General features: G+C 58.3%; 13 protein-coding genes. 10 read left to right on the top strand and 3 right to left on the bottom strand.

The window, feature by feature from the left end:
• Window positions 1–50: 50 nt before the first annotated feature.
• Window positions 51–1,439 (top strand): aminotransferase family protein, encoded by a 1,389-nt coding sequence (locus ACTG3X_RS07600; protein ID WP_439110649.1) that lies wholly within the window; start codon window positions 51–53, stop codon window positions 1,437–1,439.
• Complete coding sequence (locus ACTG3X_RS07595) at window positions 1,432–2,121, top strand: GNAT family N-acetyltransferase (protein ID WP_439110648.1); 690 nt, start codon at window positions 1,432–1,434, stop codon at window positions 2,119–2,121. Before ACTG3X_RS07600 ends, ACTG3X_RS07595 begins: the two co-directional genes overlap by 8 nt.
• Window positions 2,122–2,221: 100 nt before the next feature.
• Here the strand turns inward: ACTG3X_RS07595 and ilvD are convergent, their stop codons facing one another.
• The gene (gene ilvD, locus ACTG3X_RS07590) at window positions 2,222–4,051 is read right to left on the bottom strand and encodes a dihydroxy-acid dehydratase (RefSeq protein ID WP_439110647.1); all 1,830 of its coding nucleotides are present in this window, start codon (window positions 4,049–4,051) and stop codon (window positions 2,222–2,224) included.
• Between the two features lie 168 nt (window positions 4,052–4,219).
• Between ilvD and dapD the strand changes: the two genes are divergently transcribed.
• From dapD to ACTG3X_RS07575, 3 genes are all read left to right on the top strand, one after another.
• Complete coding sequence (gene dapD / locus ACTG3X_RS07585) at window positions 4,220–5,047, top strand: 2,3,4,5-tetrahydropyridine-2,6-dicarboxylate N-succinyltransferase (protein ID WP_439110646.1); 828 nt, start codon at window positions 4,220–4,222, stop codon at window positions 5,045–5,047.
• A gap of 314 nt (window positions 5,048–5,361) precedes the next feature.
• The gene (locus tag ACTG3X_RS07580; protein WP_439110645.1) at window positions 5,362–5,736 is read left to right on the top strand and encodes a hypothetical protein; all 375 of its coding nucleotides are present in this window, start codon (window positions 5,362–5,364) and stop codon (window positions 5,734–5,736) included.
• A 1-nt stretch (window position 5,737) separates the two neighbouring features.
• Complete coding sequence (locus ACTG3X_RS07575) at window positions 5,738–6,736, top strand: type I glyceraldehyde-3-phosphate dehydrogenase (protein ID WP_439110644.1); 999 nt, start codon at window positions 5,738–5,740, stop codon at window positions 6,734–6,736.
• 3 nt (window positions 6,737–6,739) lie between these two features.
• Here ACTG3X_RS07575 and ACTG3X_RS07570 read toward each other — a convergent pair whose 3' ends face one another.
• Window positions 6,740–7,171: a c-type cytochrome gene (locus tag ACTG3X_RS07570; RefSeq protein WP_439110643.1), complete on the bottom strand. Its 432-nt coding sequence runs from the start codon at window positions 7,169–7,171 to the stop codon at window positions 6,740–6,742.
• Between the two features lie 73 nt (window positions 7,172–7,244).
• Here ACTG3X_RS07570 and cueR point away from each other — a divergent pair, with 73 nt between their 5' ends.
• Window positions 7,245–7,628 (top strand): Cu(I)-responsive transcriptional regulator, encoded by a 384-nt coding sequence (cueR, locus tag ACTG3X_RS07565; RefSeq protein ID WP_439110642.1) that lies wholly within the window; start codon window positions 7,245–7,247, stop codon window positions 7,626–7,628.
• On the opposite strand, the gene ACTG3X_RS07560 is transcribed toward cueR, so the two are convergent.
• Window positions 7,625–8,530, bottom strand: a complete 906-nt coding sequence (locus ACTG3X_RS07560; RefSeq protein WP_439110641.1) for a LysR substrate-binding domain-containing protein — start codon at window positions 8,528–8,530, stop codon at window positions 7,625–7,627. The two genes, cueR and ACTG3X_RS07560, sit on opposite strands and share 4 nt — an antisense overlap.
• A gap of 150 nt (window positions 8,531–8,680) precedes the next feature.
• On the opposite strand from ACTG3X_RS07560, the gene xdhA reads away from it, so the two are divergent.
• The 4 genes from xdhA to guaD are packed head-to-tail and all read left to right on the top strand — an operon-like array spanning window position 8,681 to window position 14,540.
• Window positions 8,681–10,141 (top strand): xanthine dehydrogenase small subunit, encoded by a 1,461-nt coding sequence (gene xdhA / locus ACTG3X_RS07555; RefSeq protein WP_439110640.1) that lies wholly within the window; start codon window positions 8,681–8,683, stop codon window positions 10,139–10,141.
• On the top strand, window positions 10,142–12,436 hold the full coding sequence (gene xdhB, locus ACTG3X_RS07550) for a xanthine dehydrogenase molybdopterin binding subunit (RefSeq protein ID WP_439110639.1): 2,295 nt from the start codon (window positions 10,142–10,144) through the stop codon (window positions 12,434–12,436).
• Window positions 12,433–13,248 (top strand): xanthine dehydrogenase accessory protein XdhC, encoded by an 816-nt coding sequence (gene xdhC, locus ACTG3X_RS07545; RefSeq protein WP_439110638.1) that lies wholly within the window; start codon window positions 12,433–12,435, stop codon window positions 13,246–13,248. The genes xdhB and xdhC overlap by 4 nt, the downstream gene beginning before the upstream one ends.
• Window positions 13,245–14,540 (top strand): guanine deaminase, encoded by a 1,296-nt coding sequence (gene guaD / locus ACTG3X_RS07540; RefSeq protein ID WP_439110637.1) that lies wholly within the window; start codon window positions 13,245–13,247, stop codon window positions 14,538–14,540. The genes xdhC and guaD overlap by 4 nt, the downstream gene beginning before the upstream one ends.
• Window positions 14,541–14,543 lie beyond the last annotated feature (3 nt).

Genomic DNA, 14,543 nt, shown 5'->3' with positions numbered 1-14,543 from the left:
TTGATCAAATCATCAGGCTCGCGCCTGCGCCCGCACGGAGGCTTCTGACCATGGACGGCAACCTTACTCCTAACGATATCAGCCATGTTGTTGACGCGGACCGCGCGCATGTGTGGCACCACCTGACGCAGCACAAGCCATATGAGACGGGCGAGCCGCGGATTATCATTGAAGGTAAGGGGATGCGGGTTTGGGACCAGCATGGCAAAGAGTGGCTTGATGGTGTGTCGGGCGGTGTCTGGACTGTTAACGTCGGCTACGGCCGTGAGAGCATTGCCAATGCGGTGCGCGACCAGTTGATCAAGCTGCCTTATTTTGCGGGCTCGGCAGGTTCGGTGCCCGGGGCTTTGTTTGCTGAAAAGCTGATCAGCAAAATGCCGGGCATGACCCGTGTGTATCAGACGAATTCGGGGTCTGAGGCCAATGAAAAGGCTTTCAAGATGGTGCGCCAGATCAGCCATAAGCGGCATGGCGGGAAGAAATACAAAATTCTGTACCGCGACCGCGACTATCATGGCTCGACTTTGGCGACGATGTCGGCCGGCGGCCAAGACGAGCGCAATGCGCAATATGGCCCCTTTGCGCCCGGGTTCGTGCGTGTGCCACACTGCATGGAATATCGCGCTCAGTGGGATCTGACAGGCGAGGCCTATGCGGCCGCGTCAGTGAAGGCGATTGAAGATGTTATTCTGGCTGAAGGAGCCGACACGATCGGCGCACTCTGCCTTGAGCCTGTGACGGCGGGCGGTGGTGTTATCCCTGCGCCTGAAGGTTACTGGCCACTTATTCAGGAGCTGTGCCGCAAGTATGACATTCTGCTGCACATTGATGAAGTGGTCTGTGGTGTTGGCCGTACGGGCACCGAATGGTTCGGCTATCAGCACTACGGCGTTGAGCCTGACTTTGTGACGATGGCCAAGGGTGTGGCCTCGGGCTATGCCGCGATTGCCTGCTGTGTGACAAACGAACGTGTCTTTGAGATGTTCAAAGATGATGACACGGACCCGCTCAACTACTTCCGTGATATCAGCACTTTTGGTGGCTGCACGGCGGGGCCTGCGGCGGCGCTGGAGTGTTTCCGCATCATCGAAGATGAGGGTCTCCTGGAGAACACCACGAAGATGGGTGAGCGCATGGTTGCGAACCTGTGGGAGCTTTCTGAGCGCCATAAGGTTATTGGCGACGTGCGGGGGCTTGGCCTCTTCTGTGGTGCGGAGCTGGTGGCGGACCGTGGCAGCAAAGAGCCTGTGGCGGAAAAGCTGGTGGCACAGGTTGTGGCGGAATGCGGCAAGCGCAATGTGATTATCGGCGCGACGAACCGCTCGATCCCTGGCTTTAACAACACGCTCTGTTTCTCGCCTGCTCTGATTTCGACTCCGGATGATATTGACGAGATCACTGCGGCTGTTGATGGCGCTTTGACGGCTGTCTTTGGCTGAGCGGCTGAATGAAGCAGGTCAGCCTATTGGCTGGCCTGTTGCGCAAGATCTGCCACGGCCTAGACCTGAAGCCATCAGGCTTGCTGGCCGCTATTGCAGCCTTGTGCCTTTGGATGTTGAGGCACATGGGGCCGAGCTTTGGCAGGCATTTTCAGCGGATACGAGCGGGGCGAACTGGACCTATCTGCCGATTGGACCATATGCAACCGAGGCTGATTTTTTGACCTTTTTGCGTGGGGCCGAGGCCAGTATTGACCCGCTTTATTACACAGTTTTGAACGCTGAAGGCCGTGCGGTGGGCCATGCAACATTTCTCAGGATCGACCCTGCGAACGGGGTGGTTGAGGTGGGGTTTATTCATTTCTCGCCTTTGATGCAGCGCACGGCTGTGAGCACCGAAGTGATGTATCTGATGATGCGCTATGTTTTTGAAGCACTGGGCTATCGCCGCTACGAGTGGAAGTGCGATGCGCTGAATGCGCCGTCGATTGCGGCGGCCAAGCGACTTGGGTTTACCTTTGAAGGCATATTCCGGCAGGCTGTTGTTTATAAGGGCCGCAATCGGGATACGGCTTGGCTGTCCATTCTGGACAGTGAGTGGCCTGTTCTGAAAGCGCGGTTTGAGCGCTGGCTTGAGGCCGAAAACTTTGACGCACAAGGGCGGCAGAAGACGTCATTGTAAGGCTGGAGTTGGCTTTGCTGCTTTAGTCCAAGAGTGGCAGCGCGAACTTGGCCCTCTCCCCCTGTGTTATTTCTAAATACTCTGGGGGAGAGGGCTCTGATTAGAGCTGTCGCACGGCGCCTTTTGCGGCGGAGGTTGTCATGGAGGCGTAGGCTTTGAGCGCGGTTGTGACCTTGCGTTTGCGCGGTGTCACAGGCTGCCAGCCTTTGGCGTCTTGTGCGGCGCGGCGCTCGGCCAGTGTTGCTTCATCCACGGCGAGGTTGATGCCACGGTTAGGAATGTCGATCTCGATAAGATCGCCTTTTTCTACAAGACCTATGAGGCCACCTTCAGCCGCTTCCGGGGAGACGTGACCGATAGAAAGGCCTGATGTGCCGCCCGAGAAGCGCCCGTCTGTCAGAAGAGCACAGGCTGCGCCGAGGCCTTTTGATTTGAGGTAGCTCGTCGGGTAGAGCATTTCTTGCATACCCGGGCCACCGCGCGGGCCTTCGTAGCGGATCACGACAACATCGCCTGCTTTAACCTTGCCTGTGAGAATATCGCTCACAGCCTGGTCTTGGCTCTCGCAGACATAAGCGGGGCCAGAGAACTTCAGGATGCTGTCATCCACGCCCGCTGTTTTGACGATGCAGCCGTCTTCGGCGAGGTTTCCAAAGAGCACAGCGAGGCCACCATCCTGGCTGAAGGCGTGCTCTTTTGTGCGGATGACACCTGCTTCGCGGTCCAGATCAAGATCGGGGTAGCGGCGGCTTTGGGAGAAGGCGACTTGTGTCGGAACACCGCCCGGCGCGGCGCGATAGAATTCGTGCACGGCTGCGTCGGTGCTTTGAGCAATGTCGTATTTTGCCAGAGCGTCGGCCATGGTAGGCGAATGGACTGTGGGCAGATCACGGTGGATGAGGCCCGCGCGATCCAGTTCGCCCAGAATGGCCATGATGCCGCCGGCGCGGTGCACGTCTTCCATGTGCACATCATCTTTGGCGGGGGCGACTTTACACAGGCAAGGGACATTGCGGCTGAGCCTGTCGATGTCTTGCATGGTGAAGTCGATCTCGCCTTCGTGGGCTGCGGCCAGCAGGTGCAGAACTGTATTGGTCGAGCCACCCATTGAGATATCTAGGGTCATGGCGTTTTCAAAGGCTTTGAAGCTGGCGATATTGCGGGGCAGGACAGAGTGGTCGTTGCCCTCGTAGAACCGTTTGCAAAGATCGACCACGCGATGGCCTGCTTCACGGAAGAGCGCTTCGCGGTCAGCGTGGGTAGCAAGCACAGAGCCGTTGCCCGGAAGCGAGAGGCCAAGCGCTTCTGTGAGGCAGTTCATCGAGTTGGCGGTGAACATGCCCGAGCAGGAGCCACATGTGGGGCAAGCGGAGCGCTCGATAGCATCGACTTGCTCGTCGCTCATGTTTTCGTCGGCTGCGGCGACCATGGCGTCGACAAGGTCGATGGCTTTTTCTTCGCCATCCCAGATCACTTTACCCGCTTCCATCGGCCCACCTGAAACGAAGACACAGGGGATGTTGAGGCGCATGGCGGCCATAAGCATGCCCGGGGTGATCTTGTCGCAATTTGAAATGCAAACCATCGCGTCCGCGCAGTGGGCGTTGACCATATATTCGGCGCTGTCGGCGATGATTTCGCGGCTGGGGAGCGAGTAGAGCATGCCGTCATGGCCCATCGCGATGCCGTCATCTACGGCGATTGTGTTGAACTCTTTGGCAACACCGCCTGCCTTTTCGACTTCGCGCGCGACGAGCTGGCCCAGGTCTTTCAGGTGCACGTGGCCGGGCACAAACTGGGTGAAGGAGTTGACGATGGCGACGATGGGCTTGCCGAAGTCGTCGTCTGTCATGCCTGTTGCGCGCCAGAGGCCGCGTGCGCCGGCCATATTGCGGCCATGGGTGCTGGTGCGTGAACGAAGAACTGGCATGAAAACCTCCTGAATTTATCTGTGAGGCAATGTGCATACAGGGGCGGGGAAGGCAAGAGTGCTGTGCCTTGGGTGCTGTTTCGCCACAAGGCGAAGCGATTGCGCGGCTGGCCGAAGGCCGCTAAAGGGAGAGCAAGATATTTGTACACGCGATTTGGGGAGACACATATGTCAAACGCACAGTTGGAAGTGGCCATCGAGGCTGCATGGGAGGCGCGCGACGCCATCACACCAAACACAACAGGTGAGGCGCGTGATGCGATCGAAGATACGCTGAATGCGCTGGATAGCGGAAAGCTTCGCGTGGCTGAAAAACAGGATGACGGCAGCTGGCATGTGAACCAGTGGGCTAAGAAAGCTGTGCTTTTGGGTTTCCGCATCAAGGACATGGAAATCCACGACGGTGGCCCGCAAGCCGGCGGCTGGTGGGATAAGGTCGATAGCAAGTTTGCAGGCTGGAAAGCGGATGACTGGAAGACTGCTGGTTTCCGCGCTGTGCCAAACTGTGTTGTGCGCAAGTCGGCCTATATCGCGCCTGGTGTTGTTTTGATGCCATCTTTCGTGAACATCGGCGCCTATGTCGACAGCGGAACCATGGTTGACACATGGGCGACTGTTGGCTCCTGCGCGCAGATCGGCAAGAACGTGCACCTGTCTGGTGGTGTGGGCATTGGCGGTGTTCTGGAACCGATGCAGGCGGGCCCGACGATCATTGAGGACAACTGCTTTATCGGCGCGCGCTCGGAAGTTGTGGAAGGCTGCATTGTTCGTGAAGGCTCTGTGCTGGGCATGGGTGTTTTCATTGGCCAGTCCACCAAGATTTTGGACCGTGAGACAGGCGAAGTGATGTATGGCGAAGTGCCTGCGGGGTCTGTTGTTGTGGCGGGCTCGATGCCAAGCAAGAACGGTGTGAACCTTTACTGCGCTGTGATCGTGAAGCGGGTGGATGAGCGTACGCGCTCAAAGACCTCGATCAACGAGTTGCTGCGCGACTGAACCACTGGCCAAGATATTTTTACAAACGCGGCGACGGAAGTTGCCGCGTTTTGCGTTTGAGCCTTCACAAGAGGAGGTTTGAATATGGTTCGGTCAGGTATCCTGATGGCTGCTATTGTTTTGGTGATGTGGCTTCAAGCGCAGGGGATTGCGTGAGAGGCTCTTAATTGCCGCCGCGTGGCCTTTTGCAGATTTGAGGCCAGCCAGATATGGCCTGCAAAGGCCTTCTTGGCCCGTTTGGCAGAAACGGGGCGGGTTGACTTGCTGCACGCGTTTCGACAAGCCTGCGAGCAACTGAGCGAGGGAGCCGGGCTATGGCCGAGACGACGGAAAAGAAGAAGAAAGCCAAGAAACCACAGCAGGTCTATACACTGCTTGTGGAGATTGGCCGCAAGGAAGGCGACGGGCTGCCCAAGGGGGCTACGGGCGCGTCGCTGATGATCTATGCCAGCGGTGTGGACGAGGAAGAGGCCGTGCGCGAAACTGTTGCCATTCTGAAACAGGCCGATACCGCCCCTCTTGATGTGACGGGCTACGGCACGTTGGAAGAGCGCGAAGAGCTGGGCCACGAGATCCCCGAGGAAGAGCGTGACCTGATGGCGCGGGCCTTGGCTGAAAACTCGGTGATTGTTGCCCAGATGGAGCCGCACTTCGAGGGGCAAGGCTACAAGAGCGAGAGCGAGCACTGAGATGAGCCAGCGGCCCGTCAGAATAGCGATCAACGGATTTGGGCGTATTGGCCGCTCTATCTTGCGGATGCTGCATGGCGCGCGGGCCGGTGATTTCGAGGTGGTGCTGATCAACGATATCGCGCCACTCGAGAGCTGTGCCTACCTTTTTGCCTATGACAGCATTTTCGGGCCATTCCCCGGGCAGGTCAGCCATGTGGCGCAACGCCTTGATGTGGATGATGCCACGTACCCGTTTTATGGCGAGAGCGATATTCGTGCGCTGGACTTGAGCGGCGTTGATGTGTTGCTTGAGTGTACCGGGGCCGCAGGCAACCGTGCCGTTGCCGAACGCGGGCTTGAGGCGGGGGCAAAGGCAGTCCTGATTTCGGGGCCATCGGAGGCGGCGGACAAGACGATAGTCTTGGGCGCGAACGAGGCGGAACTTGGCGCGCACAAGATTGTTTCGAATGCCAGCTGTACCACCAATGCTTTGGCCCCGCTCCTGCGCTTGCTGGATGCGCGCTGGGGTGTTGAGAGCGGACATATGACGACCGTTCATTGCTATACGGGAAGTCAGCCGACGATAGACAAGCCGAGGGGCGACCTTGTGCGCAGCCGTGCGGCGGGCCTGTCGATGGTGCCAACCACAACAAGCGCTGCCAAGCTGATTGATGTCGTGCTACCCAAGCTTGCAGGGCGGATCGAGGCGCGGGCCGTGCGTGTGCCAACGGCGAGTGTCTCGGCGATTGATCTGGCGTTGCAGTTGGCCAGACCTGCTGAAGTTGCCGATGTGAACGCTGCACTCAAAGAGGCGGCGCTGGGGAGCCCGCTGTTCGGCTACATTACCGCGCCGCTTGTCTCGACCGATCTGCGCGGGCGGCCTGAAAGTATTATCATGTCCGGTCGCGAGACCAGCGTTTCGGTGGGTGGCTTGCTGCGCGTCTTTGGCTGGTATGACAATGAGTGGGGCTTTTCGAGCCGCATGCTGGACATGGCTGCTTTGATGGTACGCCGCTAGACGCTAAAAAATTCCATTGGCGCGTTGCAATTCACGAATGTAGGCGATGATTGTGTCGACTTCTGCGCGGGTGATGCCTTCTACGGGCGGCATATTGCCAAAGCGCCAGTGGTGCGCTTGCACGCCAAGTGCCGCAGCGCGCTGAAAACTCTCGTCTCCATGGTGGCTTGGTTCGTAGATTTTGTGCACGAGGGGCGGAGCCGCCTCAATATTGCCTGCGGCATTGGTTCCGTGGCAAATGGCGCATTTGGCTTCAAACGCAGTTTTGCCCATTTGGCCCTTGGCTGTGAAGGTATCGGGCAGGTTTACCGCAACCAGCGCTGAGCCAGCGGTGGCAGCGGGCCTTTGTGCCGTTGGGGCTGGTTCCAGATAGTGGTAGCCTGCAAAGGCTGCGAGAGCGACAACCGCTCCGGTCAAGAGTGTTTGCTTTTGCATCCAGTGTTCTTTCGCGCGTTTCTGAAGTCGTGTATGCAGGTTCCTGTAGCGGGAAGGTCAAGCGAGAACTCTGATGAATATTTCAAAAGCGGCTCAGGCGGCAGGCCTGCCGGTCAAGACTGTGCGATATTATGCCGACATTGGCCTTGTAGAGCCTGCGGCGCGCACGGCGGCGGGCTATCGGGATTATGATGAAGCCAGTTTGCGCAAGCTGTCATTTGTGGGGCGGTCACGCGCTTTTGGGTTTTCGATTGCCCAGTGTCGCGAGCTTTTGGGGCTGTATCAGGACTCTGACAGGTGTAGCTCGGAAGTGAAGCAAATCGCGAGCGAGCGGCTGGAGGAAATTCGCGCCAAGCAGCGTGAGCTTCAGAAGCTGCAGGACGAGCTGGAGCACCTTGTGGGTGCCTGTTGCGGCGATGACAGGCCAGACTGCCCCATCATTGATTATTTGAGTTAGGTCATTGCCTTGAGCTGCGGTTTGAGAGCCTCGGCAACGTGGTCGATGAACAGGCGCACTTTCGGATCTTGTAGTTTGCGGTGCGGGTAGAGGCACAGAAAGCTGGTCGGCATGGGCGGTGTTTCGGGTAGGACTTCGACGAGCGCGCCAGATGCGAGATGAGCTGCGACTTCAAAGCGGGGTTTGTTTGCGATGCCATGACCCGCGAGCGCCCAATCGGTGAGAATATCCGAGCTGTCGGCGTCAAAGCGGCCCATAACATTGAGTTTGAGCGGGCCGTCTGCGGTGCCGAGTGTCCAGAAGTATTCGGGCGAGTGGGGGTAGCGGAGCAAAAGGCAGTTGTGCTGCATAAGCTCTTGAGGGGTCTTTGGTGTGCCGTATTTCACGAGATACTCAGGCGTTGCCACAAGAGCGCGGGGGCAATCTGCAAGTTTGCGTTGCTTGAAGTTACTGTCTGGAGGATTGCCAAGCATGAAGCCAATGTCGAGGCGGTCTTCCAAGAGGTCGACCTTACGATCAGACAAGCGCAGTTGCACCTGCACATCCGGGTGGGCAGCTGCAAAGGTGGGCACGAGGGGAGCAAGCAGACGCTGCCCCACTCCGAGCGGGGCTGACACGCGCAATGCGCCCCGTGGCTGCCCGGAGAACCCCGCGAGCGCGGCCTCTGCATCATCGAGCGTGTCGATGACCTTGCGGGCGTGGTCATAAAAGAGCTTACCTGCCTCTGTTGTGCGCAGCTTTCGTGTGGTGCGGTCAAACAGCCGTGCACCAAGCCGTTTCTCAAGCTCTTTGATGCGGTTTGACGCAACGGCGGGTGTGAGCCGCAGGTCGCGCCCTCCTGATGTGATGGAGCCGAGCTCGACCACGCGGCAAAATACCTTGATACTCTCGACATAGGGCATGGTGCCCTCCCTTTTTGCTTGGGGTAGTATGGTGCATAGCGTTACAATTTATTTTATAATTTTTGTTGAAAGTGTCTAGCCAAACCCGCGGTATCGTTGAAAGCGGAAGGGGCGTAGGCTGACGCCTAAATTCAGCGCGGAGACAAGGCTATGGGCAAGGTGCGCCATGAAATCAGATTTTTGTTAAACGGCGAAGCTGTTTGTCTGCCTGAGGTGGGTGCACAGGAAACGTTGTTGGACTACCTGCGCATCGCGCGGCGCCTGACGGGTACAAAAGAAGGGTGCGCAGAGGGCGACTGCGGCGCTTGTACTGTGCTTGTCGGACGCCTGACACAGGATGGCTTGCGCTATGAGGCGGTGAATGCCTGCATCCGTTTTCTGGCGAGCCTTGATGGCTGCCACGTGGTGACGATTGAGCACTTGCGCGGTGCGGGCGGTGGATTGCACCCTGTTCAACAAGCGATGGTGGACGCGCACGGGAGCCAGTGTGGCTTCTGTACGCCTGGGATTGTGATGTCGCTCTATGCATTGTGGATGGAAGTCGCTGCGCCAAGTGATGCCGAGATCGAGACAGCCTTGCAGGGCAACCTGTGCCGTTGCACAGGCTATGAGCCAATCTTCAAGGCGGCGCGGGCGGCAGCAGAGCTTGGCAAGCCCGAGGCGGATCCGCTGGCGCTTGAGCGCGCGGATGTGACAACGCGACTTGAAGCGCTGGCTGATGGCGCGCGTGTGGATGTGGCAAAAGCTGGTGACCGCGCCATCTTGCCTGCGAGCGTGGCGGATTTGGCTGATGTTTTGGCTGAACACCCCGAGGCAACAATTGTTGCTGGTGCGACGGATGTGGGCCTCTGGGTGACCAAGATGATGAAGCCCATTACGCCAGCGGTCTTTATCGGGCATTTGACAGAGCTTCGGCAGATTGTCGCAACAGGGTCATCGCTCAGAATTGGGGCCGGGGCGAGCTATAGCGAAGCCGAGGTCGCACTGGCCCGCGCCTTCCCGCATCTTTTGCCTTACTGGAGGCGGATTGCGGGCTGGCAAGTGCGCAATATGGGGACGGTGGGTGGCAATATTGCCAATGGCTCGCCGATTGGTGACACGCCACCTGTCTTTATCGCCTTAGGGGCTACGCTGCATTTGCGCAGTGCCGAGGGCGTGCGGGCGCTGCCGCTGGAAGAGTTCTTCATCGACTACGGCAAGCAGGATTTGCGAGCTGGCGAGTTTGTCGAGGCTGTCGAACTGCCGCTTGCGCAGGCAGGGATGTATCATGCGGCCTATAAGGTTTCAAAACGGCGCGATGAAGACATTACAGCTGTGGCTGCTGGTTTTGCTGTGCGGGTTGAAAGCGGGATGATCGCTGAGGCGCGGATCGCTTTTGGCGGAATGGCAGCCACGCCCAAACGCGCAGCAAAGGCAGAAGCTGCGCTTTTGGGGCAACCATTTGTAGAGGCGAGCTTTGAGGCGGCGGCAGAGGCTGTGGCCGAGGACTTTGCGCCCCTCAGTGACTGGCGCGCGACAGCCGAGTATCGCAGCCTTGTGGCGGGCAACCTTTTCCGCCGCTTCTGGGCTGAGCAGGGTGCGGGCCAGGTGGCCAAGCTGGAGGCTGTATAGATGAGCAAGTTCGGACATACGGGCACAGACGCCAAGCACGACTCGGCCATCAAGCAAGTGACGGGGCGGGCTGATTATACGGACGATATCCCTGAGCCGATTGGTACGCTGCACGCCTATCTTGGCTGCTCCAAAGTGGCACATGGCACGATCAGGGCGCTTGATCTGAGCGCTGTTCTGGCGTGCGAAGGAGTTGTGGGAGTACTCACGGCTGCGGATATCCCCGGGATCAATGATGTGTCTGCTGTGCATGCAGGGGATGAGCCTGTTTTCCCTGACACGACTGTGGAGTTTCATGGCCAACCGCTTTTTGCCGTGATTGCCGAGAGCCGCGATATCGCGCGGCGGGCCGCCGAGCTGGCGCGGGTCGAGATTGATGCGTTGCCGCATGTACTGGAGCCGCTTGAGGCGATTGCAGCAGGCTACCCTGATGTGACCGCGCCCATGACACTTCAGCGTGGGGATGTGAAAGCAGGCTTTGAGGAGGCTGCGCATCATATCAAGGGCCGCATGGCGATTGGTGGGCAGGATCACATGTATCTGGAGGGGCATATCTCGTTTGCGATGCCTGCTGAAGATGACGACGTGGTGATTTATGCCTCAACCCAGCATCCAACCGAGGCGCAGGTGATTGTGGCGCAGGTTCTGGGCGTGGCGGCGCACTCTGTTGTGGTGAAGGTGCGGCGCATGGGCGGTGGCTTTGGCGGCAAGGAAAGCCAGATGAATCTCTTTGCGGCCGTCGCGGCGATGGCGGCGAAGAAATGGAACCGCCCTGTCAAAATCCGCCCTGACCGCGACCAAGATATGACGGCGACGGGTAAGCGACATGATTTTGTTGCGGACTATGACGTGGGATTTGACGCCGACGGGCGTATTGAAGCGGTTGAGGGCCAGTGGGCGGCGCGCTGTGGCTTTGCGGCAGATCTTTCGGGGCCAGTGACGGACCGCGCGCTCTTTCATGCGGACAATGCTTACTTTTACCCGCATGTGCGCATCAGTTCACGCCCCATGAAAACCAACACTGTGAGCAACACGGCCTTTCGGGGCTTTGGCGGGCCGCAAGGGGTGATTGTGGCCGAGAGGATGATTGAAGAGATCGCCTATAAGCTTGGCAAAGACCCTCTCGATATCCGCAAGGCCAATTTTTACGGTATCGGCGAACGCAACGTGACGCCTTACCATCAGACTGTTGAAGACAATATTCTGGAGCGGTTGGTTGGCGAGCTTGAAGAGACGTCTGACTATCGCAAGCGGCGTGCAGATATCATCGTCCATAACGCCAAAGGCGGGATCATCCGCCGCGGGATCGCGCTGACGCCTGTAAAGTTTGGCATCAGCTTTACGGCAACCTGGTATAATCAGGCTGGAGCTTTGCTACACGTTTATAAAGACGGCTCCTTGATGATCAATCATGGTGGCACAGAGATGGGCCAAGGGCTAAACACCAAGGTTGCGCAGATTGTGGCTGAAGCTTTTGGTGTTGCGCTTGAGGCTGTTAAGATCACGTCGACTGCGACAGACAAAGTGCCCAACACGAGCGCGACGGCAGCCTCTTCCGGGACTGATCTCAACGGTATGGCAGCCCTTGATGCTTGCGAGCAGATCAAGGCGCGGCTGACGGAGTATGCGCGCGAAAAATGGGGTGAGGTGGCGCTGGAGTTTGCAGACGGTCAGGTTTCTGTTGGCGACAGGGTGTTTGCGTTTAAGGAGTTTATCGCGGGGGCCTATATGGACCGTGTGCAGCTTTCAGCGGCAGGCTTCTACAAGACGCCCGAAATCCACTGGGATCGGGCAACGGGCAAGGGCCAGCCGTTTTTCTACTTTGCCTATGGGGCGTCGTGCTCTGAGGTGGAAATCGATACGCTCACAGGCGAGTACCGTGTGACACGGGCGGATGTGTTGCATGATGTGGGGCGCTCCCTCAATCCTGCGATTGACCGCGGGCAAGTGGAGGGTGCGTTTATTCAGGGGATGGGGTGGCTGACCACCGAAGAACTTTGGTGGGACGACAAAGGCGCGCTGCGCACCCATGCACCGAGCACTTACAAAATTCCGCTGGCAAGCGACAAGCCGCGCGCGTTCAACGTGAGGCTTGCCGAGTGGAGCGAGAACCCCAAGCGTACGATCAAGCGGAGCAAAGCCGTGGGTGAGCCCCCGTTTATGTTGGGGATTTCAGTCTTTGAAGCGATAGGCCACGCCGTGGCCTCGGTTGCGGACTATGCCGAGTGTCCAAGGCTTGACGCGCCTGCAACGCCAGAGCGCGTTCTGATGGCGGTCGAGAGGCTGAAAAAATGAGCGGTTTGGCCGAATTCCTTGAGCTGGCTCAGCCGATTGTGGCGGTGCGGATATCAAACGTGCGTGGCTCTTCCCCGCGTGAGGTGGGGGCATTTATGCTCGTTGCAGAGACCGCGCTTTGGGGGACCGTTGGTGGGGGCCAGCTTGAGTACATGGCGATAGACGAGGCACGCGCATTGGCCCGTTCGGCGGAATGCTCGCGGCAGATGAACGTGCCACTTGGGCCTGAGATCGGGCAGTGCTGTGGCGGGCACGTACAGCTGGATCTGCGCGTGATTGATCAGGCAGAGAAGGCTCAACTTCTGGCACAGGAGGCAGCGCGTATGGCGGCTTTGCCTGAAGTTCTGATTCTGGGATCAGGGCATATTGGCCGTGCCTTGGCCTATGCCTTTGCGCCTTTGCCTGTGCGCGCGATACTGGTGGATAGCCGCGCCGAAGAGCTCGCGCACGCTCCCGAGGGCGTTGAGCAGCTGTGCACACCTCTGCCCGAACTTACGCTGCGTGGCGCGAGGGCGGGTGCTGCCTATATCGTGGCGACGCATGAGCACAGTTTGGATTTCTTGCTGACGTCAGAGGCTCTGGCACGCGGAGATGCCGCCTATGTTGGGATGATTGGCTCAAAGACAAAGCGCGCCAAGTTCGAGAGCTGGACGGTTGGGGAAGTAGACCAGCTTGTCTGCCCAATGGCGGCAGCCCATAAGGGGGATCGGCGGCCAGAGGTGATCGCGGCATTTGTTGTGGCCGAAGTGATGGCGCGGCTTGCTGCTTTTCAAGATGCCGTTAACCGACAGAGTGTTAGAGGTAAGGCATGAGCGAGACGTTATTTCTAGGGCGGGTTCTGAGCTTTCATCGGCGCCCTGAAGGTGCGGATGATGCGCGCGCGTTCCTTTTTCATGAGGCCGGTGCGGTCCATGTTAAGGACGGGCGGATCGTTGCGGTCGGCCCAGCGGACCAGCTGCGCAGTGCAGCTGTTGGGGCAGAGGTTGTTGACCACCGTGATCACCTGATTATGCCCGGCTTCATTGATACGCATTTGCACTTTCCGCAGGTGCAGGTTTTGGCGAGTTGGGGCAAGGATTTGCTCGACTGGTTGAACACATACACGTTTGTTGAAGAGCAGCGTTTTGCTGACATTGCGCATTGTGAGGCGATGGCCAAAGGCTTCTATGATGGGTTGCTGAACAACGGCACGACCACGGGTGTCGCGTATGGATCGGTTCATGCGGCGAGTGTGGATGCGATGTTTTCCGAGGCCGAGCGGCGCGGGATGTGCATGATCGGTGGTAAGGTGATGATGGATTGTCACGCGCCTGAGGCACTGCTCGATACAGCACAACAAGGCTATGACGAGAGTCTTGCGCTGATTGAGCGTTGGCACGGCAAAGCACGGCTGCACTACGCGATTACCCCGCGTTTTGCACTGACCTCGACACCCGCGCAGCTTGAGGCGGCGGGCGCTTTATGCGCTAAGCATCCCGACTGCTACATGCAGACTCATGTCAGTGAAAACGTGAGTGAGATTGCCCGCGCGCGGGAGCTTTACCCGGATGCACCTGACTATGTCGGCATTTATGAGCACTACGGGCTTCTGAGCAAGCGTGCCCTGTTGGGCCATGCTATTCATCTTGAACCACGCGAGATTGATGCCTTGGTCGAGACAGGGGCGAAGCCAGTCTTTTGCCCGACCTCCAACCTCTTTCTGGGCTCAGGGCTGTATGATGATGCAGGCTTGCGGGCGCGTGGCATTCGGGGTGGGATTGCCACTGATATCGGGGGCGGCACATCTTACTCGATGTTACAGACGCTCAATGAGGGGTACAAGGTTTTACAGCTGCGTGGCCAACAGATGCACCCTTTTGAGGCCTTTGACTGGGTCACACGCGGCAATGCCGAAGTGCTTGGCCTTGAAGGCGAGATTGGCACGCTTGAGGCGGGAACTGCGGCCGACATGGTGGTGCTCAATGCGCGTGCCACACCTGAAATGCGCTTACGCGCCGATCGCATCGAAACGCTGGCAGAAGAGCTTTTCCTTTTGATGATCATGGGCGATGATCGTTCTGTCGCGCAGACATATGTTGGAGGCGTCGCGCAAAAGGATATCTGAGAC

Source organism: Lentibacter sp., assembly GCF_965658795.1.
Lineage (GTDB): Bacteria > Pseudomonadota > Alphaproteobacteria > Rhodobacterales > Rhodobacteraceae > Lentibacter.
Note: the sequence above shows the minus strand (reverse complement) of the source record. Positions and strands in the feature narration are given on the sequence as shown.